Source organism: Kluyvera sp. (assembly GCF_965301105.1).
Map to the genome: position 1 here is coordinate 17,554 of NZ_CBDKZX010000021.1, position 24,091 is coordinate 41,644.

The window sequence follows — 24,091 nt, forward strand, 5'->3', positions numbered from 1 at the left end:
TCACTAAAGCAGGAGGCAATTAGAAGGAGTAAGCGACACCGACACGGAAACGGGTCTGGCGGTCATCACGGTCGTTGACGCCTACGTTACCCACTTCGCCATACGGAGCCCAGTTTTTGTCGATTTTATATGCCACTTTCACGTTATATTCCTGAGAATATGGCTTGTTGTTGTTACGTGCATTGCCTTCTGAGCTACGTGCATAGACGTAGTTCAGCTCGGTACGCCAGTCACCGAACACGTAACCAGCCCATGCATCACCACGGTTAACTTTGTCATCGTCTTTATTGGCATTTGACGGATAACGGGTGTAGTCATAACGATAACGCGCGGCTACGTAGAAGCCGTTGTCGAAGCTATATTGAACGCGCAGGTTCGGCTTATAAATAGAACGGCTGTCGTTACTTTCAATATTAAAGCCAGGCTGAATGGAGAAGTTTTTATTAAATTTGTATTGGTAGCTAATAGATTCTTCATGACCGTTACCAACGAAGTCAGAGAACGGTTGATCGGTGTTGTTACCACCTGATTTCCATTTTGCTTCAACGGAGAAACCAAAGCCGTTTGCAAAACGGTGAGAGACAGAAACGCGGTCAGCGTTCGTTTTATCAGTTTTACCGCCGTCAATAAATTCATGACGGAGATCGACAGTAACTGCGGATGCTGCGAAAGAGGCGCCACATAATGCCATCAGGACCAGAGATTTTTTAAACATGCAATAACCCTCAATTGGAATTGTGTTTCATTTTTATGGAATTGCATTTTATTTTTTTACGAAAGATATTTTAGTGATCGAGATCGTAAAGATTTATTTCATAAGCCTACGAAATGAAAGGACGTGACAGGGGTCAAGAAAACACCGCTTGACGAATGGGAAATACAGCTATGGATCACACAAAAGAATAATTTACACTTAGCTGACATAACTTTATAAAACAAAATTATTTGTTAAATATCAATGCGATAAGAAAACATAATTACGCTTGTTACTTATTTTAAGGCAATAATTTACACCGTCAACAATATAAAGACTAAGAATTAACCTAGTCTTAAAATCGTATTTGATACATTTTCTTCACAATATTGGCGTGACTAACGGAACTTTTTTCGAGCGAATTTGCGCACAAAAATCCGTCTCCAGGAAATTCATTTTCACCGATCATTTGTATACATTCCGGACCAATGGGACTGTGTGACATGCAACAACGGGAGCACCATCATCAATGCTACGTTAGCCGCTGGACGGTGATATTCTGTCGATAAACAAGAGAGGCAGGTAACACGAGAGCACTTCCGTCAGCCAGCCCAACTGCGGACTCCTGCATGAAAAACAACATCGCAACCCAGGACTGGCTTCGCCGGGCCACCGCGCCATCGCGCATTGAGATTATTGAAGCTTACTTCAGGGGGCATGGCTATCAGCCGCATCGTCACGATACCTATGCCATTGGCCGCACGCTGTCTGGCGTGCAGAGCTTCCGTTATCGCGGCAGCATGCGACACGGCCTTCCCGGCTCAACCCTCGTACTACACCCTGATGAGCTTCACGACGGCGAAGCGGGAACCGAAGAGGGTTTCCGCTATCGCATGCTCTATGTTGAGCCGTCGCTGATTCAGTCCATCCTGGGCGGCCAGTCATTACCCTATATCAAAGGGGGGATATCCGCCGATCCGCGACTGCTGGCCGCCGCCACGCCTTTACTCTGCGCCGTTGATGCTCCGCTACAGCCGTTGGAAGAAGATGAAGCGCTCTACGGTCTTGCGCACGCGCTGTCAGCGGTGGGGGGGCTGCGCTTTCATCGTCGCGCCTTCGATTATCCGGCCGCCGAACGGGCCAGAGACTATATCCACGAATTCTTTTACCGCAGCATCTCTTCTGAAGAACTCACCGCCGCCAGCGGTCGCGAGCGTTGGGCGCTGAGCCGTGACTTCCGCGCCCTGTACGGTACCAGCCCTCATCGCTACGTTATCCTGCGGCGCATCAGCTACTGCAAGCAGTTGCTCCTGGCCGGATTCAGCATGGCGGATAGCGCGATCCAGGCCGGTTTTACCGATCAAAGTCATATGATTCGCCACTTCAATGCGTGTATCGGGCTGTCTCCGGGGCGCTGGCTAAAGCTCCACGGCCTCTCGTCCCCTGCCTGCACAAACGTACAATACGTGCCACCTGCCGCTTTATAAGCTGGGTTCTCTTGTTACAGGAGAATCACTCATGCAGAAGCCCGTTAATTTTGTGTCAAAACTTGCTCAGTTCAGCGAGCACTGGCAACCCAAAGTGGTCGCTGAAATGAACGACTATCAATTCAAGGTAGTAAAAATCCAGGGCGATTTTATCTGGCATGCGCACCCGGAAACCGACGAAACGATCGTTGTCCTCGCGGGCACGCTGGAGATCGCGTTCCGCGATCGTATTGTTGAAGTTCAGGCGGGCGAAATGTTCGTTGTTCCACGGGGTATTGAGCACAAAACGGCAGCCGTACACGAAGCGCATCTGCTGCTTATTGAGCCGCGCGGCGTACTCAATACCGGCCATGAGGGCGGCGCGCGCACCGCCGTCAACGACGTCTGGATCTAATCTTTTCGCCCGTCAGGCGGAGTTACGCCTCCGCCTGCTTCGTCTTCACGGGGACCTCATCCAGTGAGTAATACACTGCCAGCCCAAGCTCATTCGCGACCCTGACATCATTATCCGCACCGTTAGACGCGCCTTCAATGCGCAGCACCGCATCACAACGCGTCAACAGTCGATGAGCCACAGGGTAAAGAAACGCTTCGCTGATGGCATCGCCAATTTTCTGCGACCCCGCCGCCGCCGAGAGCGGAAATGCCAGCCACTCGCCAATCACCGGGATATGCCCCCGCTGATACACCGCCAGCGCCGTCTGCTCCATGCGGGCCAGGTTTTCATGCATCAACCGTTCATCGCCGTTGGTGCCACTTCGCACTGGACCTGCAATCAATATGATCATACTTTGCATCTTATGCTCCACATAGGTTGTTGTTTTGGGTAACAGGTGACAGCGCACAACCTATCATGCATAATCGTGCACATTCAAGACCAAACACGCATAGAGAAAATGATGCTAGCCAGCCAGCGAAAACAGCACATCCTTGAGATTCTGGCTCGGGATAAACAGGTGCACTCTACCGAGTTAAGCCAGCACTTCAACGTCTCGGAAGACTCAATTCGCCGGGATTTACGCGAACTTGCGGCGGCGGGATTGCTCCAGCGCGTCCACGGCGGCGCGCTGCCGGTTTCAGCCGCTATCGCCCCGTTCGAAGCAAGAAAAAGCGTGCAAATTGACGCAAAGAAAACGATCGCGCAAAAAGCAGCGGCATTAATCTGCCCGGGCCAGGTGGTGATCGTTGACGGGGGGACAACCACCTCAGAGATGATCAAGCTGCTGCCAGTCGATATGCCGTTCACCGTGGTGACCCACAGCCCAAACATCGCCGTCGGTCTGGTCGACTATCCGTTAATTGATGTCATCCTGCTCGGCGGCACGCTGTTCAAGCACTCGGTGGTCACGACCGGGACGGCGATGACCGAAGCCGCCAGCCGAATCAACGCCGATCTGTACTTTATGGGCGTCACTGGAGTGCATCACAGCGCCGGGTTTACGACCGGAAATTTTGAAGAGGCAGGAGTAAAACGTCTGCTGAGCGAACGAGCCTCGGAAACCGTGGTCATGGCCTCTCATGAGAAAATTAACGCCGCCTCCGCTTTCGCCATCGGCGAGCTCAGCCTCGCCAGCACGCTGATCGTCGACGGTATACTGGATCAACCGCTCACCGATGCGCTTGCGCGCAGCGGCGTTACCCTTATCCACTAACCGAGGTCATCATGCTGGATATCACCCATTTTGGGCTGTTCATTCTCTCCGTGTTCCTGCTCTCCATCACGCCGGGGCCCGATATGGCCTATGTCGTCGGCCAGAGCGTGGCAAACGGTCGCCGCGCTGGGCTGATTTCCGCCGCAGGCGTCGCGCTCGGTAGCTGCACCCATGCGGTTGCCAGCGCCGTGGGTTTAACGGCGTTGATTACCGCCTCGCCGCTGCTGTTCACCGTGGTGAAGTACGTCGGCGCGGTATACCTGATGTATCTGGGTGGGAAAATGGTGCTGGGCACGTTTAGCCGGAAATCGGCACAGGGCGATGAACCGGTGGTGGAGCGAAACAGGGCCAATACCGGCGGCCTGCTGTCAAAAGGGTTTATTACCACCCTCACCAATCCGAAGGTGATTTTGTTCTTTATCTCCTTCTTCCCGCAGTTCGTGATGCCGAACGGCGAGCATCATGCCGTTTCGTTTCTGATCCTCGGTATGGCCTATGCGCTGGTTGGTTTTATGACCGACGCCACGTTTGCCATTCTGGCCGGTAGCGCCGCCGGCGCGGTCTCGCGTAACCAGACGCTGCAAAAGGTGTTGGATCGCGTGGTCGGCACGGCGTTTATTGGCCTGGGAATTCGGCTGGCGCTGACGCGACGCTAGTCGTGCCCGCGGCAACCCAATAAACAGAGCAGCCGGTTTCCCGGCTGCTCCAGGCAAAGCGATTTTTTCACGCTCGCTTAGAACCACGCCTCAAACATGCCGCCGAAGTTCAGTGAATCCAGCTGCTGGTCGTCGGTACCGTTCACCTTCGCCGTGCGCTTGTTGTCGACCTGACCGCCGGTCACGTAGAAGCGCAGCATCGGACGGAATTCCGGGCCCATACCAATCGCGATGTTCTGCGACAGCGTCAGCTTCCAGCCGTGGTTATCTCCGCCCTGGTCGTAATCCACACGCTGGTAGCCCGCTTCCAGCCACGTCGAGTGCACGTCGTTCCAGAAGTACATCGGACGCACAATCGCGCCGTAGTTTTTACGGTTATCGGTTTTGTCTTTGCTGTTGTCGTAGTCGTGGAACGCCAGCAGGTATTCCACCTGCGCCTGCTGGGTGAACTTGTAGTTACCCTCGAAGCTGGCGTAGATAGCCGTCAGACCGTCGGTTTTGTTGAACACGCTGTTATCCGAGTTATCGGAGTAGCGCAGGATAACCTTGTTCACGCCGCTGTCATCGCTGTTGGTGTGGCTTAACAGCAGGCCGCCCTGCCAGGCATCGAGTTGCTTGTCGTTATCCACCGCTTTGGAGTCGAAGCCGTAGTTGGCGTACACCTCAACATCGATTGGGCCCGCTTTGATGTTGTGGGTTTTGGTGGTCAGCGCGTAGTGGCCGTCGTCACCGGTGTCGGAGTTACCGGTACAGGTGATGCGCGACGGGTTCGACTCATCGGCCATCACTTCCGGACTACAGGATTTCACCTGAGCCACCGTGGCCACGTCGAACTGCACGCCGCCAATATCAAAGTTTTTCACCCCGGCGCCCTGGCCGTCGTGGTTCATCCAGAAGTAGTCGTTGATACCCTGTTGCGGACGCTGGTGGAAGTCACGACCGGCCCAGATATAGGCGTTCGGGTTGGATTCGAGCACGTTGGTCACGCCGACGTAGGCCTTTTTCAGGTTCACTTCGTCGCTCCAGTGGTCGAACATTACGTTGATATCCCAGATTGCGCCTTTTTCGCTCTTAAAGGCCTTGGTGAGCTGGAATTCGCCGCCGTTGCCTTCGTTACCCAGACGACCGATCGCCGAGGCGCCGTTATAAGAGCCGTCCACGCCGACGTATTTCTGATCGCCCGCCTGGAAATGCGCGCCGTAGCGGGCGTAGCCGCTGAACTTCAGGCCGAACGGTACCGCCATATCCGGCGTCGCTGCTGCGGTCTGCGGGTTGGTCTCCAGATCCACTTTCTTCGCGGCGGCGGCGTCCATTTTGGCCTGACGATCCGCCAGTGCTTTATCGACGGCTTTGGCCACAATGGCGTCGATTTGTTCCTGAGTAAATTCTTGTGCCATTACAGAGGAAAGAGGGCAAAGTGCGGCAATAACCGCCATAGCTAAAGGAAGTTTTTTTACAGTTTTCATGGTTATCTCAAATTAATTAATTATATTCTCAGACAATAACCATCCCGTTCTGGTGCAAATATAAAAAGACGCCACCAAAACAAGCTGATTTTATTTTTGTTTATGCAGAGGTAAGTTTAAATAAATGACGTAATGAAACCTCCATATTCTGGATAATTAAAAATGTAGTCATAGACAAATAATCTATTTTGACACTATGCGTATTAACCAAATGACTGATGTCATTTCGATATTTCGACCATAAGGGAAAATACAACTTGCGGTATTTCATCGTCACGCCTGGCAATGTGCTGGCGCCATCTATCGCATCCTGATGCGAGGCGGTCGCTGTATCAGCTACCGCCTCTTACACAAGACTATCAGTGAACAATTTACATTCACTAATCTGCCGTTAAGCTCAGCGTCGTTCGCTAGCCTCCCAGCTATAAATCCCCGCAGAGGTTAACGTGTCACCCAGTTCCTGATAGGAGAAATCATAAAAATCGGCACTGACTTCATAACCAGAATAGTCGACGGCTGCCAGGCCAACGAAGGCTCCGGTAAAGAACCCGCCATAGCTTTGCAGGACGTAATCGTCTGACAGTATTGCAGCATCTAATGTGACAGGAATTTCAGTGAAATGAGTACCGTCAAAGCTATATTCATAGCTATAGGTTTGTTTCCGAACTTTCGTGCGGAACCAGACATACTCAGTACCTTCCGGAATGTTGATCGCATCATCTTTTAAATAAGATGTATATTTTCCACGGTTATTCTCACCAACTTCAATGACCGAGCCATTAATTTCATTCCAGGTGATGAAAACAAAACTCCAATGACGATCGTTGTAGTAGTTTGTTAACCCAGCCATCTGTTGATAGCTAAATGGATTAAATTTAACCTTAACTTGCGCATCAAAATAGAAGGCTTGCCAGCGTCGGGCAATGAGCGACAGGTCATGGGTATTGGCTAACGAGCCTTGACCTATTAATGTCAATTTACCTTCGCCAGTCGTGCCCATCTTTTCGTTAAACGGAACGCGAAGCGTATTCCAGTTGTGATCGAGCGTCGATGAGGTAAAGGCATCATACTGGCTATGATCTTTGGCGCTTTCGGTGTAAATGGCATCCTTTGGCCCTTCAACGAAGGTTTTTCCACCGTGCCCCCCTTCGACACGCGGCCAGCCTTCTTCATCCCAGTACACTTTTTGAATCGATGTCTCTCTGCCCAGCGTTGACCAACCGCGCGGGTCGTAAATCGACTCACCAGGGCGATTCCACGGACGGGCGCAGAGCGAGGCGTAGTACCATTCACCACCAGGCGTTGAAACCAAAGCGCCATGCCCTTGCTTTTGAATGTAACTGTCTGGTGTATCGACGTTAGTGATGAACACCTCGCCAGGCGCAGTTTCAAAACTGTGGGCATCCAGCGTTTTTGAACGGGCAACCACTTCCTGATGGGTAAACACCGTCCCACCCTGAGCGGCAAAAAGATAGTAATAGCCGTCTCGCTTATAGAGATGCGGCCCTTCAACCAGTGCCACAGCGGTACCGCGATAGAGCGTCCGCGCGGTTTCTGGTTTTAATTTTAAGGTCCTGGTGTCAAGCTCCGTTAACGTAATGCCATTGAATGGGTGATGATATTCACGGTGATCCCAGGTTTGTTGAACAATATATTTGCGCCCATCATCATCATGGAACAATGAAGCATCAAAACCAACGCCATTCAGTTTAATGGGGTCTGACCATGGGCCACGGATATCCGTCGCGGTGGTCAGGTAGTTGGTCATGTCTTTAAAGGCGCCTTCTGTGATTTTCACATCCGTATACACTAGCCAGAATTTGCCATCAGCATAAGAGAGCGCCGGAGCCCAAATCCCACCGGATGAAGGGTTGCCCTTCATATCCAAAAGCGTGGTTGTCGATAACGGACTGGGAAGCAGATTCCAGTTTTGCAGATCCTTTGACTCGTGTAAGCGAACGCCAGGGAACCACTCAAATGTAGAGTTGGCAATATAGTAGGTTTCACCAACGCGGATAATGCTGGGATCCGCATTGAATCCAGGTAATACAGGGTTTTGAATAATGGCCATATCATTCTACCTTTCTATAATTATTTATTTTAAATCTTTCACAAATCGAATAATTTTTTAAACTATACCCGTATCTCATCAAGCTGACGGTTGATCTCGGTGACATTTTTGTCTGAGATAGGGTAAAGCTGAATAATGATCATCGACACAATCGCCAAAATAATAGGGATCCACACGGCTGTCATAATAATGCCATCGATAGCACTGGCACTTTGTTGGGCACCGGTTTCGCTAAAGCCATATGCCGCCAGTATCCACAATGGAATCGCGCCGCCAATCGTAAAACCAATCTTGAAGAACAGGCCCATAATCGCATTAATAATTGCGGCGTTGCGCTTCCCTGATTTTAATTCGCCATACGCAATCACTTCAGGAACCAGTGCCCACATGAAACCCGTGGCCGAAGTTAAGCCCCATTGTTTGATAAATGTCGCGATGTAAGCCAGCCAAAGCGCATCATGCATTCCTTCACGTGACCAAACGTAGGTCAATAATTCACCGACGATAAACATGCCAAGGAAAAGATGGAAGAACCCTTTTTTACCAAAAATGCGCTTCAGTCTGGACCAGAAAATAGGGAAGATAATACCGGGAATTGAGGCGACAAGACCAATTGCGCCCATCCATTCTGAATGACCAACAACAAACTGATTAAAGAAACCATTGACCGTGTTCATAAAGAACATAAAGGTAAAGGCCAGCATGAAGAACAGACCGAGAATGACCAGAGGTCGGTTATTTTTCAGCTCAAGGAAGAGATCGGTTGTTTTCACGTTAGCGGTTTGTTCCGCCGTCGCGACAACACGCTCTTTAGTGAATTTGTAGCAGACGAAAAGTGCCACTGCGCCAATTATCATATAAATGGAGTATACGCCAAACCATGCATAATTCGCGGATGGATCGGTATAGTTACCCATATTAAGTTCAAGACCAAAAAAACCCGTGTCTTTGAGGCTTCTGTCTTTGGGTGACGCCATTTGTACAAACATCGGAAACAGCGTATAGACAAGCAGGTTAGCGCTGTTTGCCAGCATCATGCGGGTACTGGTGAGTTTATCAATAGACTCCGGATCTCGCGTCAACGAGGCGTTAAGAGAACCATAAGGAATATTAACCACTGAATACACCAGGTCCAGCGCTAAATAAATAATAAACGCAAAGGGAACAGAACCCTGAACCCCAGGGATAGGGGCGAACAGCAATGCGGAAAGAATAACAAGCGGAATACCGGCTCTTAAAAGCCATGGGCGATATTTACCCGCCGCTGAACTTCTTTTATCAACATAGGTTCCGACCATCGGATCCCAAAAAACGTTAACGATACGAACAAAAAGAAATATAAATCCAGCCGTTGCCGTACTAATGGTATTTACCGTCAACATGTGTAGCGCGAGAAAACCGCCAATCGTACCGAATACAAGGTTCTGCGCAAAGTCACCCATCCCATAACCAATACGCTCACCCCGTGTTAATTTGTGATATTCGTCATGCCGATTTTGAATTATATTTTTACGCATTCCAATCAGGTCTCCGATTTCATTTGTGAATGTGAAACACTTTTTGGCACAGGTCACCGCCGACAATCTATTGCGTTTTTATATTAACTGGTTACGTTTTTTTACTTTTGTGATCATTAAAACACATATTTCTTACGTACACGTAGCAACAATATGGCCTTTTCAACCCCCGCAATGCCTGCGCAAGGCGCATAGATCCTACAAAGTCATCGTTTTCTTCCAACGTTTGTCAGCGGAAGCTCTCCCCAAAATAGGCTTTCATATACACATCATCGCCATGAATATATAACAATACTTTTGTGATATTTATCACGTTTGGGCAATCTCCTAATCTGCGAATGAAATTCCGTAATTGATCAAGGCGCGATGGAAAATACAGGATAGCCACAGTGATTGACTTTTCGCTTTCTGAATTATGGAGTTCATTATGCAAAATTATTTCGATCAGCTCGATCGTGTACGTTTTGAAGGACCTAAAACAACCAATCCACTCGCTTTTCGTCATTACAATCCGGATGAAATCGTGCTGGGTAAACGAATGGAAGAACATCTGCGCTTTGCCGCCTGTTATTGGCATAACTTCTGCTGGAATGGCGCGGATATGTTTGGCAAGGGCTCTTTTGAACAACCCTGGCAGCAGGCTGGCGATGCGCTCGCGCTAGCAAAAATGAAAGCCGACGTTGCTTTTGAATTCTTCCACAAACTCAATGTGCCGTATTACTGCTTCCATGATGTCGACGTCTCGCCAGAAGGCGCATCGTTGAAGGAATATCTGAATAACTTTGCCGTAATGACCGATGTGCTGGCGCAAAAACAGCAAGAAACCGGAATGAAATTGCTGTGGGGAACCGCCAACTGCTTTACCCACCCCCGTTACGGCGCCGGTGCGGCAACCAACCCGGATCCTGAAGTGTTCTCCTGGGCTGCAACCCAGGTCGTTACCGCCATGAACGCAACCCAGAAACTGGGCGGTGAAAACTATGTTCTGTGGGGCGGCCGCGAAGGTTATGAATCGCTTCTGAATACGGATTTGCGCCAGGAGCGCGAGCAAATTGGCCGTTTCCTGCAGATGGTCGTTGAACACAAACATAAAATCGGTTTCCGTGGCGCGCTGCTGATCGAACCGAAACCGCAGGAGCCGACTAAGCATCAATACGACTACGATGTCGCCACGGTATATGGATTCCTGAAGCAGTTTGGTCTGGAAAAAGAGATTAAAGTCAACATCGAGGCCAACCATGCGACCCTTGCAGGGCATACCTTCCAGCATGAAATTGCCAGTGCGATTGCCCTGGATATCTTCGGTTCCGTGGATGCCAACCGCGGCGATGCGCAGCTCGGCTGGGATACCGACCAGTTCCCGAACAGCGTTGAAGAGAACACGCTGGTGATGTATGAGATCCTCAAAGCTGGCGGGTTTACGACTGGCGGTCTGAACTTTGATGCCAAAGTGCGTCGTCAAAGCACCGATAAATACGATATGTTCTATGGCCACATTGGCGCAATGGATGTGATGGCGCTGTCGCTGAAGAAAGCCGCTCGTATGCTTGAAGATGGCGCGCTCAATAAGCGCCTTGAAAAACGCTATGCAGGCTGGAATGGCGAACTGGGTCAACAAATTATGCAAGGACGACTGTCGCTAGCGCAGCTTGCCCACTATGCCGAGCAGCATAACCTTAACCCTCAGCATCAAAGTGGGCATCAGGAACAGCTCGAAAACCTCGTTAACGCTTACCTCTTTGACTAAATCTTGTTTTAAATGCCCCTGCGGGGGCATTTGCTCAAAAGGAGTTGATTCATTCCCGACGTTTAGCCCAGGTGCCGCTTTGCCTCGAGCCGTACCCGATGCAGAACGTGGTGTTTGATCTCGCTGTAGGCAGGGTGTTCGGCCAACGTTTCAATATCCCGCTCCCGCCCAAAGGGCAGAACGATCTCATCGACGATCTTTCCTGGTTTTGCCGACATGATCAGGATGCGATCGGCAAGAAACAACGCCTCTTCCACATCGTGGGTGACGAAAAGCAGCGTGGTGCCGGTGGATAACCAGGCCTCACGCAGCAACTCCTGCATCATCAGCCGGGTTTGCGCGTCCAGTGCGCCAAACGGCTCGTCAAGCAGCAGCACTTCCGGGCCGGGAAGCCAGGCGCGTGCCAGCGCCACGCGCTGTTTCATACCACCGGAAAGCTGCCAGGGCGCGTGATTCTCGAACCCTTTCAGCCCCACGCGTTCCAGCCACGCCTTCGCCTGAGCGTTGGTTTCGTCCTTGCGATGTTTTCCCAGCCGCGGGCCAAAGGTGACGTTGTCCAGCACCGACAGCCAGGGAAACAGATTGGGCTGCTGGAAAATCATTCCGCGATCCGGCCCCGGCTGCCGCACCGTTTTGCCCCCTGCCGCCACCCGTCCGCTATCCGGTTTATTGAACCCGGCGACCAGGTTCAGAATGGTGGATTTTCCGCAGCCGGACGGCCCGAGCAGCACAACAAACTCGCCGCGCGTCAGGGTCAGACTGATATCTTCCAGCACCGTAAACGGCTGTGGTTTCGCCGCAAAAGCGAGCGACACATTTTCGAGAGTGATTGCACTCATTATTCTTTCCCCGCCCAGGGCACCGTCAGACGTTGTAGCCCCAGCAGTAAGAGATCCAGCAAATAACCGATGCCACCCAGCAGCAAAATACCGAGCATGACGATATCGGTGCGCAGATAAGAGCTGGCGTTAATAACCATCCAGCCCAGCCCCGAACTGGCCGCGACCATTTCCGCCGCAATCAACGACGTCCAGCCAATACCAATCGAAAGCCTGACGGTGGTGAAAAGATCCGGTAGCGCATCCGGCAACACCACGCGCAGAAAAATCTGCCAGCGAGATGCCCCGAGAGTCTGCGCCACACGAATACGCGAGCGGCCAATGCGCTCAACGGCCGCCGACGCCCCCACCACGACGCTCAAAAACGTGGCAATAAAAATCAGGAAAAATTTGGATGCTTCGCCAATGCCCAACCAGACCACCGCCAGCGGGATAAGCGCGATTTTGGGCAGCGGACGCAGAAACTGAACGAAAGGGTTAAGCACCGCCGACAACCCCTCCGACAAACCCATCAGGAGACCCAGCGGTATCCCGATAATAATCGCCACCGAAAACGCGCTAAGGGCGCGCGCCAGGCTCACCGCGATATGCTCCCACAGCGGCACCTGACGATAGCCGTCTGCCAGCAGCTCTTCGGTGGTCAGCCCGATGTCGGTGAGCGACGGCAGCAGCAGGGGATCAACCCACTGTCGCGTCGCCGCCACCTGCCAGACGATAAAGAAAACCGCCACCGACAGCACGCTGATGGCGATATGCTGACTCAATCTCATTGTGCCGCCACCGCCGCATCACGAATGTAGCGAGACTGGATCGCGTTATCCCAGTTGGCGGGAATATCACGCTGGCGAATCTCGCCTATACCCGCGAGGAAACTGGAGGTTTTGCTCAATGCTTTGCCAATGCCGCTGTCGGAGGTGTGTGTACCGTTACCCAGCCAGTCGGCGGTGCCCTGCTGGGCAAGCGTCGGGTATTCCAGCCCGCCGAGCGTATTTGCTGCGGTGGTGACCGGCGCGCCAACCTCTTTAGCCACAATCGCCGCGGCGCGTTCCGGATCTTTCCTGAACTCATCGACTTTCTGCTGGTGCACGCGCAGGAAGGCGGTGACCGCTTCTGGATATTGTTCCGCAAAGGCTTTGCGTACGACGTAGTTGTTGTAGATCAGATAGCCGTCTTTCTGCAGATCTTTGGTCGCAAAGACCTGATGCCCGCCCGATGCCTCTAGCTCCTGGGCAAATGGCGCCCAGACGTAGCCAGCATCAATATCGCCACGTTTCCAGGCCGCCACCATCTCAGCCGGACGCAGCGGCAGCAGCGTAATTTTGCTGCGATCCAGCTTGTTCACGCTAATTGCGGCTTCAAGGGCGTACTGTGCCGTTGAGTTTGGCGGATAAGCCACACGCTTACCTTCGATATCATTGATTTTCACAATGCCATCTTTGCCAATCAGTCGCTCGTAGCTGGCAATCACGCCCGACACGCCAATAATCTCGACCGGTAATTTACGCACGATACCCGCCGTGGCAGGACTGGACCCGAAATTAGCAATATCAATGGCATTGCTGGCAAAATAATTCAACGCATCGGCGCCCGATGCAAATTGCACCCATTTCACTTTGCTGTTTAGCGCTTTATCCAGAGAGCCGTCGGCTTTTGCCAACATTAATACCTGCGAACCGCCGCTATAAGCGACACGAACCTCAGCCGGCGTCTCGGCAAAGCTGATATTTGCCCATAAACCACCCGCTGCGATTAATAAGCAGAGACTTTTTTTCATTTTATTTTTCCTTTGATGAAACCGATGATTTCGCCCGAAACTACGCCGGACGGTTTATCTCTTTATTTGCCATAACTGCGAACATCGTTCGGCCAGCGCTTGTGCCGGGTCGAAGGTAAGATGACGGAACGGGGCATTGACCGCCTCAAACGCAACGGGTACTTCAGTACAGGCCAGCACCAGTTTCTGTGCCCCGCGAGCAAACAGTGCATTAGCCTGCAGTGACAGCCACTCTCCCCCTTCCTTTAGCGCACCGCGTTTAACCGCGTAGCAGCCAGGCACAAACCACTGCGTCAGTTCCTCTTCCGTTGGCACAACCACTTCGATGTCCTGCTGCGCCAGGCGGTTCTGATACCAGCCCGCTTCCAGCGTGCCTTTGGTGGCAATCACCCCTACCCGCCGTGGCTTTGGCGCTGACAGTGACAGCGCATCCAACGTGGCATCAACGATATGCAGAATCGGCGCCTCACTCGCTTCACTGAGCGCATCGTACCAGTGGTGCGCGGTGTTGCAGGGAATGGCGATATGGCTTGCGCCCGCCTGATTCAGCTTCTCAATACCGTGGAGTAACTGTGGCAGAGGCGATGGCCCGGTGCCCGCCAGCGCTTTCTGGCGATCGACAATTTGCGGTACGTTCCAGACCACCGAAGGGATCTGCTGCTGATCGCTTTGCGCAGGAGTGGCATCCAGCAAGCGGCGCTGAAAATCCAGCGTCGCCAGCGGCCCCATGCCGCCCAGCACGCCAAGCAAAAAAGGCTTAGCCATGCTCTAACACCTGGCGATAACCAAACAAACCTGCCGCGCCGCCGGTGTGGATAAACACGACGTTTTCATCTGAGCGGAAATGGCCTTTACGAATAAGATCGATTAGCCCGGCCATGCCTTTTGCGGAGTAGACCGGGTCAAGCAAGATGCCTTCATGACGGGCAAGCAGCGTTAACGCTTCGAGGGTCCCTTCCGTCGGCAAACCGTACCCGTCGCCGACATAGTCGCTATTCGCGACCACTGCATGCCGCGACAGTTCTCCCGGCACGCCAAGCAGCTCCCGCGTCCGTGAGGCCAGATTCCAGACATTCTCTTCCTGCTGCGCTTTTGGCGCTCGCACGCTAATACCCAGTACCGGAATATGACTATTGGTGGCCGTAAAACCCGCCACCAGCCCGGCCTGCGTACCGGTACTGCCCGTGGCGTGAACCACATGATCGATACGCAGACGGCGCTCTGATGACTGATACAACAACTCTTCCGCGCAGGCCACATAGCCCAGCGCACCAATCGGATTCGAGCCGCCGCCGGGAATGATATACGGCGTGTGCCCCTGCTCGCGCAGCGTCACGGCGTATTCTTCCATCGCCAGCTGCATATTTGTGCCAGCCGGCAGATGAGCGACAATGTCGCCACCCAGCAGATTATCCAGCAGCACGTTACCTGAACGCTGATAATCCTCGCCAAAATCGGTCACGCGTTTTTCCAGCAGCGCCTTTGCTTTTAGCCCCAGACGCGCAGCACCTGCAATGGTCTGGCGCACATGGTTCGACTGTGTCGCCCCCTGGGTAATGACCACATCGGCTTTTTTCTCCAGCGCATCCGCCAGCAGGAATTCCAGTTTACGGGTTTTATTTCCCCCCATTGCCAGACCGGTGGCGTCGTCACGTTTAATCCATATTTTAGGTCCGCCTAATAATTGACTTAAATTATTTAGCGGCTCCAGTGGCGTGGGGAAATGACCAAGTGAAATTCGGGGGAACCGGGCCAGATGCATAAATGCTCCTTGCTAATAAAAATCGCTTTATAAAAGTGAAATTCACTATACACATCTGCAAGATGGGACCAATCAACAATAATAAATAACGATTACTGAAAAACGGATAAGCTGAGAAATAGCGAACAGCCTGCGCAGAGATATTCTTTTGTGGAATAGCTTACGGTGAAAAAGAATATTGTTTGCGGGATGAGCGCGCAACACAAGGGAAAAAACCATCTCGATTGTTAATGGCGAATACGATATCCGCCCCCGGATATCGTTTTGCCTGCCTGCAGATCCATCCCGTTAAGCTGAAATGTTGGCTACAACCAGTCATCCCGCCACTCCGGACAATTTTTTACCACTGCGCTTGATCTTTTGTATCGTAAGATATAGCCTTTAACTATCTTAAGATACAGTCTTACGATGCAAGAAGAGATTCACGTACACTATAAAAGGAGTACCCTATGTTTTTTGATCGATTCCATCGCCACGCCTGTGGTCACCATGAACACGGCCTCCATGGCCATCATCATCACCCACATCATCACCACGATCCTCGAATGGCGATGTTCAACCCGTTCGATGACGAAGATGAGACATGCTTCCATATGGCTGGACGCCATCACGGCGGGCCCTTCGGCGCTGGACGCGGCGGCCGGGGTGACTTCTTTGGCAACGGTGGACGCCCGCCGTTCTTACGCGGGCGTAAGTTCAGCGCCGATGAACTGCAATTATTGCTGTTGGCCCTCCTGGAGGAGAATGCCAGCTATGGTTATGAGCTGATCAAACGGCTCGACGAAAAAAGCGCCGGGTTCTACAAACCGAGCCCGGGGGTCGTTTACCCGGCACTGACCTGGCTTGAGGATGTCGGCTATGTCACCGTCACTCAGGAAGGTACCCGCAAGCGCTATGCGCTGGCGGCAGAGGGCACGGCATGGCTGGCGGAAAACAGAGCTATGGCTGACGCTATCATGGCGCGGCTGGACCACTTCGCTCAGCAGATGAACACCATGACTGAGGCGATGCGCGAAGCCCCTACCGATTTTGATCCTGCATTACGCGACGCCGTGGCCGAGCTGCGCCACCAGATTCACGCCCGCCATCAGAGCGACCCGGAGGTACAGCGCCAGATGGTGACTGTGCTACAAACCGCCATTGAAGCACTCAAAAAACTCCCTCTTTAACCACTGACCGCTTCAGTGCCTGCGGTGCATTACCTGCACCCAGGCGCTGGGGAAACGCGTCGTCATAGAGATAGCCTCACGTTGCTAATGAAGGCATGAGGAATATGGTGGTGTATTCAACAAGAAGACATCCCATACTATTCTTTCCGGCAATAACGCTACCGTTCAGGCCGGCAAACAATATGGATATTGTAGCGGGCACCAACACAGACACCTACTGGCCTATAAAGAAACCCAAAAAAGTGGTCTGATGGGCACGGGTGGTCTTGGTTTTACCATTGGCAGCAGCAAAAACACCCATGCCTTACGTGAAAAAGGGCACCCAAAGCCAGAGCTTCAGCACCGTGGGCTCGACGGGCGGTAGCGTGGCGATTTCTGCCGGGAACCAGCTTCACCTTCGGCAGCATGACAGGCTCCGGTTACATCGCCGCCTCCCGCGACAAGATGAAGAGCCGCTTTGACTCAGTCGCAGAACAAACCGGGATCTTTGCTGGTGATGGCGGCTTCGATATCACCGTCGGCAACCATACTCAGCTTGATGGTGCGGTTATTGCTTCCACTGCCACGGCAGATAAAAACAGTCTGGATACCGGGCCCCTGGGCTTCAGCGATATCCACAATCAAGCGGATTTCAAAACCCAGCACTCGGGCATCAACCTGAGCGGTGGCGGTGAATTTGGCGGTGACCAGTTCAAGGGCAACATGCCGGGCGGGATGATTTCTGCAGCGGGCAAAAATGGGCATGCAGAAGGAACCACGCAGGCGGCGGTGGCTGACGGTACCATCACCATCCGGGACAAGAAAAATCAGCAGCAGGACGTGGCGAACCTGAGCCGTGATACGGAACATGCCAATGACAGTATCAGCCCGATTTTTGACAAGGAGAAAGAACAGAACCGTCTGCAGGCTATCGGGCTTATCAGTGAAATTGGCGGCCAGGCGGCGGATATCGCGAGGACGCAAGGTGAGCTGAATGCGATTAAAAACGCCAAAGATCGCATGAGCACGGCTGAATCTACAGAATTCGATGCAGCGAGAGCGCAGTGGCAAAAAGAAAATCCGGATAAAACAGCCACAGCAGAAGATATCAGTAATCAGCTTTACCAGAACTACTACAATGAAGCGTTTGCCGCGACGGGTATGGGAACCGGTGGCACGATGCAGAGGGGTATCCAGGCAGCGACAGCGGCGCTGACAGCGCTGGCCGGTAGCGGCAACCTGACCGGTGCTCTGGCTGGCGCATCCGCCCCGGAACTGGCGCGCCTGGTGAAGGAAACGACGGAGAGTAATCCTGCAGTCAACGCCGTGGCGCACGCCGTTCTGGGCGGTGTGGTTGCTGCTTTGCAGGGTAACAGCGCGGCATCAGGCGCTGTGGGCGCTGCAACAGGCGAGCTGATTGCACGCGCTATTGCGGATATTTATTACCCTGGCGTGAAAATGTCAGACCTGACGGAGTCGCAAAAGCAGACCATCAGCTCACTGGCGAGTGTATCGGCGGGAATTGCGGGGGGATTGCCGGAGACAGTACATCGGCGGCGGCAACGGGGGCGAGTGCCGGGAAGAATGCGGTTGAGAATAACTATCTCAGTGCAAACCAAGCTCTGACCTTTGATAAAGAGCTGTCGGACTGCCGGAAATCAGGTGGTGATTGTCAGGCTGTGATCGATAAATGGAAACAGGTCAGCGATAAGCAAAGCGCGGAAAGCGATAAGAAGCTGAAAGACGATCCGGTTGGAGCACAGGTCTGGGATAAAGAAGTTGCTCAGGGTGGTTCTGATATGGCAAGTCGTCCAAGCTGGCTTGGTGGCATGGGCGCGGAAGTGATGACCAGTGACGAAGCCAAAGCCTATGTCCAGCAATGGAATAGTCAGGATCTTGCGAACATTGATGTAAACAGCCCGACCTGGACGAAGTTTGCGGTATTTGCCTCAGATCCGGAAAATCAGGCTATGTTAGTTTCGGGCGGGTTACTGGCAAAGGATTAAGTACAACTAGCACAAGCTACCATAACCAACTTATCCCAAGGCGGTGCTCCATTTGCAATAAAAAGTATGCAAGTTGGATTACGTAATCCACAACAGGTGGATCAACTCAAAAACGATATGTTGAGTGGCAATTATAAGTTTACAGCACCTGAGGGGCGTATTGCCGGATATGTTGATAGTAAGGGAAATTATTATATATCTGAAGGTAATCACCGGATGGTTGCAGCTCAGGAAATATATAAGAAAACAGGAGATGCTTCGTACATAGAAAAGCTTATACAAAATGGCTCATGGACTCAGACTAAAAATGCTCCGGCTGGAGCCTCTTCTATGCCGACAAGAAAGTGATAAATAATCATAAGGATGGTTACATGTATAAAAATGAAATATACGTGAAAATGTTAGGGCTTGCACTGCCTTATATAAGAAACCTACAGAGACCGGAAAATAAAGAAAAAAACTTGAATTTATCTTGCTATCTCGAAGCTGAACTTGTTCATAATTTGACTGTTACTATCTTGGATAAGAACTTTACAGAGCACGATATATGGTTTTTAAATAACCAAGCAAAATATTATGTTAAAAAATGCAATGAGAATATATCACCAAATTATAACCAACATCTTATTTATATAAAAGAGTTATTTAATATAGTTCCTGGCGATTTGAAGTCTCAATTAACGTGGGGTGGTCCGTAATATAAGAAATTCCAACTCCCTCGGTTGCGGTTGAGAATAATCACCTGAGCCAGCAACAACAAAAAAGTCGTAGCGAAGAACTTGCGGCCTGTGGTGCTGACAACGGCTGCAAAGCTGGCATTCGCGAAAACTATGCCAAAGAATATGACAATGTTCAGGAGCGGATAAATACCTGTTCAACGGCTGAGGAGTGTGTGGCTGTTGCGAAGGAAATGAAGCAATGGCAGGCTGAAAGCAGCGCCAGAAGTGATGAACTGGCAGCCAAAGCCCGAAATGAAGGCATGGACTCGCTGACTCCGGCAGAGAAACAGGAATGGGTTAATCTGCGTGGAGCACAATCAAACTTTGATGGTTCGATTAATACGCTGATTTATCGTGCGCAAATATTTGGTGGTTCAGAAGAAACCACGACTGAGTTGGCGAATATTTTTGGTCATGCGGCAATAGCTAATGCCGCGGGTGCTGCTGCTGGAATTAGTAAGGCTGGGAAAGGTAGTGCATTACCTGTGCCAACGGCTACGAAAACCCAAAATGGGCATAGTTATCAATCGAATCCAAAACATACGCCAGGACAGGCAGGATATAACCGTAATGCAGGCACTGAGCCAAGTAACTCTATGAACTTATTAGAAAGTTCGATAGTTTCTGGTAAGAAAAGGTACGCTATTGACAGCGAGGGAAATATTCACCAATTCACTAATACTAATGATGGTACATGGCATTGGTCAGGAAGTACTGGCGATGCTAGCGTCCCTATCAGAAAGAGTGATATACCTAATAGTGTACGTAAAGAGTTTGGCTTGCCTGGGAAATGGAGGTAATTATGATTTTTGGAGATCCATATCGTTTTGCCATTTGGGTTGATCCTGTACCTGAATGGAGTGAGTCATTTTTAAACGGCTTTGTATATATTTTTATAAAAGGAAAAATGTTCCCAGATGACATCAGGACGTCTACGTTATCGGTTGATGTTTTTGAGATTATTGATGAGTCTAGCCCGTTGGTATCATTTCCGGTCAATGAAGACATCTTCAATCTAAAAGCGGATGTGGCATTTTCCTCATTGATGTCTTTGGCATATCCAGAATCATCAAGTGAAGATGAATATCCAGATCAAAAATTTGATTTCTGCATTAACATACCAAATGTTAATGCATCTGGTATGCAGCTATTTGCAGTATCCAATGGCATTGATATAAAAATTCTAGGTGCAAAAACAGAGCAGCTTGTTGAAAATTTAGCGACTGGTAAAAATGAATGGGAAGAAATTGATGATGTCTTGGCTGAAAGTGTTGTTATTCCCAATGTTGAAATTGATAATATCTTGAGCTCATTAAAAGAGTACATCCTTCCAAAGCTAAAAAGATAGAATAGTAAAATGATCCCGGCCATTGCGCCGGGATCTTATTTTTAGCCGTCAGCCCTCAACCGGCTCGATCACCAGCCGTCCCTGTTCCACGCTGACAATAATCGGCGTGTCGGTGCTGAATCCCGCCTCTTCCTGCCAGTTGCCGTTCAGGCGCAAGCCAGGGCTGATGGGATAACAAGTGGTTATGCGGAGGCATGCTCTTTAATAGCACCGGGAAAATGGAAAACGGGGAGCAAAACCACGTATCGGTGCACTGGTGCCTTTCCATCAAAATACAGTGGGGAAAGTACTTCTAACTGCTGAGTGTGTTGGAAAAACTCTGCATAGGCTGCTGAATCCTCGTCGGAAAGAGTTGTTGTTGAGAATAACTCGCTCAGCTTGGACCTGACCGGAGCTCTGGCTGGCGCATCCGCCCCGGAACTGGCGCGTCTGGTGAAGGAAACGACGGAGAGTAATCCTGCAGTCAACGCCGTGGCACACGACGTTCTGGAGGGTGTAGTTGCTGCTTTGCAGGATAACAGCGCGGCATCAGGCGCTGTGGGCGCTGCAACAGGCGAGCTGGTTGCACGCGCTATTGCGGATATTTATTACCCTGGCGTGAAAATGTCAGACCTGACGGAGTCGCAAAAGCAGACCATCAGCTCACTGGCGAGTGTATCGGCGGGAATTGCGGGGGGATTGCCGGAGACAGTACATCGGCGGCGGCAACGGGGGCGAGTGCCGGGAAGAATGCGGTTGAGAATAACTCTCTGAGCGAAGCCGCAGATTACCTTGCCACAGGTAAAAAACCGGAAGATAGATATCGTGATGCTCAGAACCAACTGAAAGAAGCCGTTGATGAGTTTAAGGCGAAGAACTGTGCAGGACTCAGTTCTGAGGCCTGTGGCGCGAAGATGGATGCGCACCGTGATGAACTGCTTGCTGCGTTCGCAGATGCTGGTAGTGACTTTATCCCTGTTTATGGAGATTTCAAGAGTTTTGCGGAAGCGGACAGTGCGCTGGGGTATCTTGCCGCGGTTATCGGGCTTATGGGACCGCTGGGCGATGAAGCCGGAGCTTTACTTAAAGGTGCTGATAAGGCACTCAAAGCGGGCAATCTTGAGGCTGCGTCAAAACTGATTGCGAGAGCTGGCGATGATATCAGTTCTGCGAAATACTTTGGTCAGGAGAGGAAGTACTGGAGTGCAGATCCCGTTGAAGTCAATGGCAATAAAGTTTATCAAAGAAATGACTTGTTTGATCCTAGTTATATTGATCCTAAGTCAGGTAAAACAAACCTTGAGCTGATGCAGGGAGGACGTGCGCCGATTGGTGCAGATGGGAAACCAGTAAATCTGCATCATATGTTGCAAAGTCAAGATGGGCCAATTGCGGAAGTAACTCAAAGCTTTCACAAAGATAACCATAGTACTATTCACATTAACGATAACAGCATTCCTTCTGGTATAAACCGTTCAGAGTTTAACAAATGGCGTTCTGATTATTGGAAACAACGAGCTAACGATTTCAGATAGGTGAAAGTATGACTAAAAGTTTGAGTGATGTGATTGAAGAGTTAAAGGCAGTATCTGGTGGTAAGAGGAATAATGTCCCCTTACCAGATGATGCTCTTATTGCTGAATATGAAAAGGGTATTGGATTCTCTTTTTCAGCAGATTATAAGAAGCTTCTCCAAGAAGTTGGCAATATATACTATGGACCAATCGAGTTATTGTCTGTTACAAGAGATAAAAAATTTTACGGTGAGTTATCTGTTGCTATAAATGATGCAGCAAGCGTCGGAGTGCCTGAATCGTGGTTGCCAATATGTGAAGATAATGGCAGTTATTACTGTCTAGACCAACAAGGGTGCGTCCGATATTGGAGTGGTGATGGCAGTAGTGAAGAGCAATGGCCTAATTTGGCTGCTTGGGTGAAAGATGTCTGGATCGATGGTAACTAAGGCAGGAGAGGGTTCTCATGCATTTCGTTGTAATTATAGCGGCGCAGCAAACTTTATGTTACTGCTACGCGGTAACATTTTTAGTGAAAAAGTGCATCGGGGCAAAAAGTTCGCGGGCCGGAAGTACAGCAGGTAAAATCGGTTGTAACTGACGGAAAGAACAGGGGAAAATCGTATCCATCACCACAATGCACGTCAGAGAGAGTTGATTTGATAGAGAAATGACTGCCTGTCGTAAAGCCGGTCGTGAATGCGGAGATATTCAGAACATGTATGCTGTAATTAGTGCTGATAACCGGCTGAAATTGCATATTGATGTGGCTGCCGACCCTCTGACGGCGCTGTCCGGGGAAGATAAATGGAATATTGAGGGCGGACTCAGCGCGGCAGGTCGGCCTGGCTGGCTGTATGGTTCGCTGGAAAACCCGGATGTGAAGGACTACGTCATTGAAGGTAACCGCTACGACTTAAACTATCTGAATAGCAATACGTCACAGGGTGATAGAGCTCTGGCTTTCTTCGGTGAGCCAGAAAATTATTGGGGTACGGTTGCCGGAGCGGGTTCGTTGTTAACGTCATCAGCCACGCTGACGGAAAAATTTGTTAGTGCCGGGCTGAGTTACGGAGCAAATGGGGCTGTCCAGGTTGCAACCGGCAATACCGGTGAGAAGTTCGATTACCTCAGTTTCATGATGTCAGGCTTAACCGGGATAGGGACAGCCGGGAAAGGATATTACGCTAACCAATTATTGGGGGCCGGTAGTGCTTACATGAGCAGTCAGATTGAAGGCCAGGACAGTACCGCATCAGTAGTGGGCAGTATGGCCGGTACAGGTTTTGGCTATAATATTGGTGCTTCAATTACTAATAAGTTTGAATCACAGTATATAAAAAATCAGCTAGGAATGGATGCCAGCAAAAATGCCTTAAAATACTCTGAATCATCTTTTGGTCCGGGGTATTTGCTTAAAGGTGGCGAAATGAATTCCGTTCCAGGAATTGCTGGCGGATCAGTTGGTTCGTTAATGTCGGAAGGTGCAAGTAGCGGAGTTCAGCAAGAAGTTGATGGAGGTGGTAAATGAAACACCCCCTATTAGATTTTATTAAGCTAATATTTATTTTTGCTGCTACTTGCTCTATTGGAATGGTTGTTAATATCTGGCTTATCACACGAAACCCTGTCGCTCTAGCTGCATACATAAAATATGGATGTATTGGTGCTGCAGTTGGGATTTGGATCGGTGCTGGGATTTGGTTATTATT

The 24,091-nt window shown here is 50.7% G+C and carries 25 protein-coding genes and 1 pseudogene; 15 read left to right on the plus strand and 11 right to left on the minus strand.

All coding sequences use genetic code 11. The features are described 5' to 3' along the window. Positions 1-19: 19 nt before the first annotated feature. A complete protein-coding gene (locus ACW14G_RS10235; protein ID WP_064542854.1) occupies positions 20-715 on the minus strand; it encodes a porin in 696 nt (231 codons plus the stop codon). A 608-nt stretch (positions 716-1,323) separates the two neighbouring features. On the opposite strand from ACW14G_RS10235, the gene ACW14G_RS10240 reads away from it, so the two are divergent. Both ACW14G_RS10240 and ACW14G_RS10245 read left to right on the plus strand, forming a co-directional pair. Next, the gene (locus ACW14G_RS10240) at positions 1,324-2,181 is read left to right on the plus strand and encodes an AraC family transcriptional regulator (RefSeq protein WP_163446077.1); all 858 of its coding nucleotides are present in this window, start codon (positions 1,324-1,326) and stop codon (positions 2,179-2,181) included. Between the two features lie 31 nt (positions 2,182-2,212). After that, complete coding sequence (locus ACW14G_RS10245; protein ID WP_163446076.1) at positions 2,213-2,575, plus strand: cupin domain-containing protein; 363 nt, start codon at positions 2,213-2,215, stop codon at positions 2,573-2,575. Positions 2,576-2,597: 22 nt separating this feature from the next. On the opposite strand, the gene ACW14G_RS10250 is transcribed toward ACW14G_RS10245, so the two are convergent. Continuing rightward, complete coding sequence (locus ACW14G_RS10250) at positions 2,598-2,978, minus strand: NUDIX hydrolase (RefSeq protein WP_167575078.1); 381 nt, start codon at positions 2,976-2,978, stop codon at positions 2,598-2,600. Positions 2,979-3,080: 102 nt separating this feature from the next. Between ACW14G_RS10250 and ACW14G_RS10255 the strand changes: the two genes are divergently transcribed. Next, positions 3,081-3,833: a DeoR/GlpR family DNA-binding transcription regulator gene (locus tag ACW14G_RS10255; protein ID WP_167577244.1), complete on the plus strand. Its 753-nt coding sequence runs from the start codon at positions 3,081-3,083 to the stop codon at positions 3,831-3,833. Between the two features lie 11 nt (positions 3,834-3,844). After that, positions 3,845-4,489, plus strand: a complete 645-nt coding sequence (locus tag ACW14G_RS10260; protein ID WP_163446074.1) for a LysE family translocator — start codon at positions 3,845-3,847, stop codon at positions 4,487-4,489. Between the two features lie 77 nt (positions 4,490-4,566). On the opposite strand, the gene ACW14G_RS10265 is transcribed toward ACW14G_RS10260, so the two are convergent. The 3 genes from ACW14G_RS10265 to ACW14G_RS10275 form a co-directional block, all read right to left on the minus strand. Further along, positions 4,567-5,955, minus strand: a complete 1,389-nt coding sequence (locus ACW14G_RS10265) for a carbohydrate porin (RefSeq protein WP_163446073.1) — start codon at positions 5,953-5,955, stop codon at positions 4,567-4,569. A gap of 397 nt (positions 5,956-6,352) precedes the next feature. Then, positions 6,353-8,026 carry a glycoside hydrolase family 43 protein gene (locus ACW14G_RS10270; protein ID WP_163446072.1) on the minus strand — a complete coding sequence of 558 codons (1,674 nt, stop codon included), beginning with the start codon at positions 8,024-8,026 and terminating at the stop codon, positions 6,353-6,355. A gap of 62 nt (positions 8,027-8,088) precedes the next feature. Next, entirely contained in the window at positions 8,089-9,528 is a 1,440-nt protein-coding gene (locus tag ACW14G_RS10275) for an MFS transporter (protein ID WP_249023287.1), read from the minus strand. A gap of 442 nt (positions 9,529-9,970) precedes the next feature. Between ACW14G_RS10275 and xylA the strand changes: the two genes are divergently transcribed. Next, positions 9,971-11,290: a xylose isomerase gene (gene xylA, locus ACW14G_RS10280; protein WP_163446071.1), complete on the plus strand. Its 1,320-nt coding sequence runs from the start codon at positions 9,971-9,973 to the stop codon at positions 11,288-11,290. Between the two features lie 62 nt (positions 11,291-11,352). Here the strand turns inward: xylA and ACW14G_RS10285 are convergent, their stop codons facing one another. From ACW14G_RS10285 to cuyA, 5 genes are read right to left on the minus strand one after another with little or no spacing between them, the layout of a single operon-like run. Then, a complete protein-coding gene (locus ACW14G_RS10285) occupies positions 11,353-12,129 on the minus strand; it encodes an ABC transporter ATP-binding protein (protein WP_163446070.1) in 777 nt (258 codons plus the stop codon). Then, the gene (locus ACW14G_RS10290; protein ID WP_163446069.1) at positions 12,129-12,899 is read right to left on the minus strand and encodes an ABC transporter permease; all 771 of its coding nucleotides are present in this window, start codon (positions 12,897-12,899) and stop codon (positions 12,129-12,131) included. The genes ACW14G_RS10285 and ACW14G_RS10290 overlap by 1 nt, the downstream gene beginning before the upstream one ends. Further along, complete coding sequence (locus tag ACW14G_RS10295) at positions 12,896-13,903, minus strand: taurine ABC transporter substrate-binding protein (protein WP_249022784.1); 1,008 nt, start codon at positions 13,901-13,903, stop codon at positions 12,896-12,898. Before ACW14G_RS10295 ends, ACW14G_RS10290 begins: the two co-directional genes overlap by 4 nt. A gap of 54 nt (positions 13,904-13,957) precedes the next feature. Further along, entirely contained in the window at positions 13,958-14,668 is a 711-nt protein-coding gene (cuyB, locus tag ACW14G_RS10300; protein WP_249022783.1) for a cysteate racemase, read from the minus strand. Continuing rightward, positions 14,661-15,665, minus strand: coding sequence for a D-cysteate sulfo-lyase (cuyA, locus tag ACW14G_RS10305; protein WP_249022782.1), 1,005 nt, complete (start codon positions 15,663-15,665; stop codon positions 14,661-14,663). The genes cuyB and cuyA overlap by 8 nt, the downstream gene beginning before the upstream one ends. Before the next feature lie 449 nt (positions 15,666-16,114). Between cuyA and ACW14G_RS10310 the strand changes: the two genes are divergently transcribed. The 7 genes and pseudogenes from ACW14G_RS10310 to ACW14G_RS10340 all read left to right on the plus strand — a co-directional run bounded on the left by ACW14G_RS10310 (position 16,115) and on the right by ACW14G_RS10340 (position 20,886). Continuing rightward, positions 16,115-16,834 (plus strand): PadR family transcriptional regulator, encoded by a 720-nt coding sequence (locus ACW14G_RS10310; RefSeq protein WP_419057776.1) that lies wholly within the window; start codon positions 16,115-16,117, stop codon positions 16,832-16,834. A gap of 381 nt (positions 16,835-17,215) precedes the next feature. Continuing rightward, positions 17,216-17,828 (plus strand): annotated as a pseudogene (locus ACW14G_RS10315) (hypothetical protein); the annotation flags it as partial. A gap of 664 nt (positions 17,829-18,492) precedes the next feature. Next, on the plus strand, positions 18,493-18,819 hold the full coding sequence (locus ACW14G_RS10320) for a hemagglutinin (RefSeq protein ID WP_455648576.1): 327 nt from the start codon (positions 18,493-18,495) through the stop codon (positions 18,817-18,819). Between the two features lie 66 nt (positions 18,820-18,885). Further along, positions 18,886-19,167: a ParB N-terminal domain-containing protein gene (locus ACW14G_RS10325; protein ID WP_249022777.1), complete on the plus strand. Its 282-nt coding sequence runs from the start codon at positions 18,886-18,888 to the stop codon at positions 19,165-19,167. A 23-nt stretch (positions 19,168-19,190) separates the two neighbouring features. Continuing rightward, positions 19,191-19,517, plus strand: coding sequence for a zinc ABC transporter substrate-binding protein (locus ACW14G_RS10330; RefSeq protein ID WP_223803884.1), 327 nt, complete (start codon positions 19,191-19,193; stop codon positions 19,515-19,517). Between the two features lie 194 nt (positions 19,518-19,711). Then, positions 19,712-20,338, plus strand: coding sequence for a hemolysin/hemagglutinin-like protein HecA precursor (locus tag ACW14G_RS10335; RefSeq protein WP_249022776.1), 627 nt, complete (start codon positions 19,712-19,714; stop codon positions 20,336-20,338). Between the two features lie 2 nt (positions 20,339-20,340). After that, a complete protein-coding gene (locus ACW14G_RS10340) occupies positions 20,341-20,886 on the plus strand; it encodes an immunity 42 family protein (protein ID WP_167575069.1) in 546 nt (181 codons plus the stop codon). 48 nt (positions 20,887-20,934) lie between these two features. Here the strand turns inward: ACW14G_RS10340 and ACW14G_RS10345 are convergent, their stop codons facing one another. Beyond that, positions 20,935-21,042, minus strand: coding sequence for a SymE family type I addiction module toxin (locus tag ACW14G_RS10345; RefSeq protein WP_223803881.1), 108 nt, complete (start codon positions 21,040-21,042; stop codon positions 20,935-20,937). Between the two features lie 737 nt (positions 21,043-21,779). Here ACW14G_RS10345 and ACW14G_RS10350 point away from each other — a divergent pair. From ACW14G_RS10350 to ACW14G_RS10360, 3 genes are all read left to right on the plus strand, one after another. Then, positions 21,780-22,400, plus strand: a complete 621-nt coding sequence (locus tag ACW14G_RS10350; RefSeq protein ID WP_455648577.1) for an HNH/ENDO VII family nuclease — start codon at positions 21,780-21,782, stop codon at positions 22,398-22,400. Between the two features lie 8 nt (positions 22,401-22,408). Continuing rightward, entirely contained in the window at positions 22,409-22,828 is a 420-nt protein-coding gene (locus tag ACW14G_RS10355; RefSeq protein ID WP_271459143.1) for an SMI1/KNR4 family protein, read from the plus strand. Positions 22,829-23,049: 221 nt separating this feature from the next. Then, the gene (locus ACW14G_RS10360) at positions 23,050-23,910 is read left to right on the plus strand and encodes a hypothetical protein (RefSeq protein WP_419057821.1); all 861 of its coding nucleotides are present in this window, start codon (positions 23,050-23,052) and stop codon (positions 23,908-23,910) included. The last annotated feature ends 181 nt before the right edge of the window (positions 23,911-24,091 follow it).

Excerpts from the sequence above, each read along its gene's own strand:
- ACW14G_RS10290 (WP_163446069.1), bottom strand. The coding sequence starts at position 12,899 with ATGAGATTGAGTCAGCATATCGCCATCAGCGTGCTGTCGGTGGCGGTT.
- ACW14G_RS10350 (WP_455648577.1), top strand. The coding sequence starts at position 21,780 with ATGGATGCGCACCGTGATGAACTGCTTGCTGCGTTCGCAGATGCTGGT.
- ACW14G_RS10270 (WP_163446072.1), bottom strand. The coding sequence starts at position 8,026 with ATGGCCATTATTCAAAACCCTGTATTACCTGGATTCAATGCGGATCCC.
- ACW14G_RS10240 (WP_163446077.1), top strand. The coding sequence starts at position 1,324 with ATGAAAAACAACATCGCAACCCAGGACTGGCTTCGCCGGGCCACCGCG.
- ACW14G_RS10250 (WP_167575078.1), bottom strand. The coding sequence starts at position 2,978 with ATGCAAAGTATGATCATATTGATTGCAGGTCCAGTGCGAAGTGGCACC.
- ACW14G_RS10330 (WP_223803884.1), top strand. The coding sequence starts at position 19,191 with ATGTATAAAAATGAAATATACGTGAAAATGTTAGGGCTTGCACTGCCT.
- cuyB (WP_249022783.1), bottom strand. The coding sequence starts at position 14,668 with ATGGCTAAGCCTTTTTTGCTTGGCGTGCTGGGCGGCATGGGGCCGCTG.
- ACW14G_RS10255 (WP_167577244.1), top strand. The coding sequence starts at position 3,081 with ATGCTAGCCAGCCAGCGAAAACAGCACATCCTTGAGATTCTGGCTCGG.
- cuyA (WP_249022782.1), bottom strand. The coding sequence starts at position 15,665 with ATGCATCTGGCCCGGTTCCCCCGAATTTCACTTGGTCATTTCCCCACG.
- ACW14G_RS10325 (WP_249022777.1), top strand. The coding sequence starts at position 18,886 with ATGCAAGTTGGATTACGTAATCCACAACAGGTGGATCAACTCAAAAAC.
- ACW14G_RS10355 (WP_271459143.1), top strand. The coding sequence starts at position 22,409 with ATGACTAAAAGTTTGAGTGATGTGATTGAAGAGTTAAAGGCAGTATCT.
- ACW14G_RS10245 (WP_163446076.1), top strand. The coding sequence starts at position 2,213 with ATGCAGAAGCCCGTTAATTTTGTGTCAAAACTTGCTCAGTTCAGCGAG.
- ACW14G_RS10340 (WP_167575069.1), top strand. The coding sequence starts at position 20,341 with ATGATTTTTGGAGATCCATATCGTTTTGCCATTTGGGTTGATCCTGTA.
- ACW14G_RS10285 (WP_163446070.1), bottom strand. The coding sequence starts at position 12,129 with ATGAGTGCAATCACTCTCGAAAATGTGTCGCTCGCTTTTGCGGCGAAA.
- ACW14G_RS10295 (WP_249022784.1), bottom strand. The coding sequence starts at position 13,903 with ATGAAAAAAAGTCTCTGCTTATTAATCGCAGCGGGTGGTTTATGGGCA.
- ACW14G_RS10260 (WP_163446074.1), top strand. The coding sequence starts at position 3,845 with ATGCTGGATATCACCCATTTTGGGCTGTTCATTCTCTCCGTGTTCCTG.
- ACW14G_RS10360 (WP_419057821.1), top strand. The coding sequence starts at position 23,050 with ATGACTGCCTGTCGTAAAGCCGGTCGTGAATGCGGAGATATTCAGAAC.
- xylA (WP_163446071.1), top strand. The coding sequence starts at position 9,971 with ATGCAAAATTATTTCGATCAGCTCGATCGTGTACGTTTTGAAGGACCT.
- ACW14G_RS10265 (WP_163446073.1), bottom strand. The coding sequence starts at position 5,955 with ATGAAAACTGTAAAAAAACTTCCTTTAGCTATGGCGGTTATTGCCGCA.
- ACW14G_RS10310 (WP_419057776.1), top strand. The coding sequence starts at position 16,115 with ATGTTTTTTGATCGATTCCATCGCCACGCCTGTGGTCACCATGAACAC.
- ACW14G_RS10235 (WP_064542854.1), bottom strand. The coding sequence starts at position 715 with ATGTTTAAAAAATCTCTGGTCCTGATGGCATTATGTGGCGCCTCTTTC.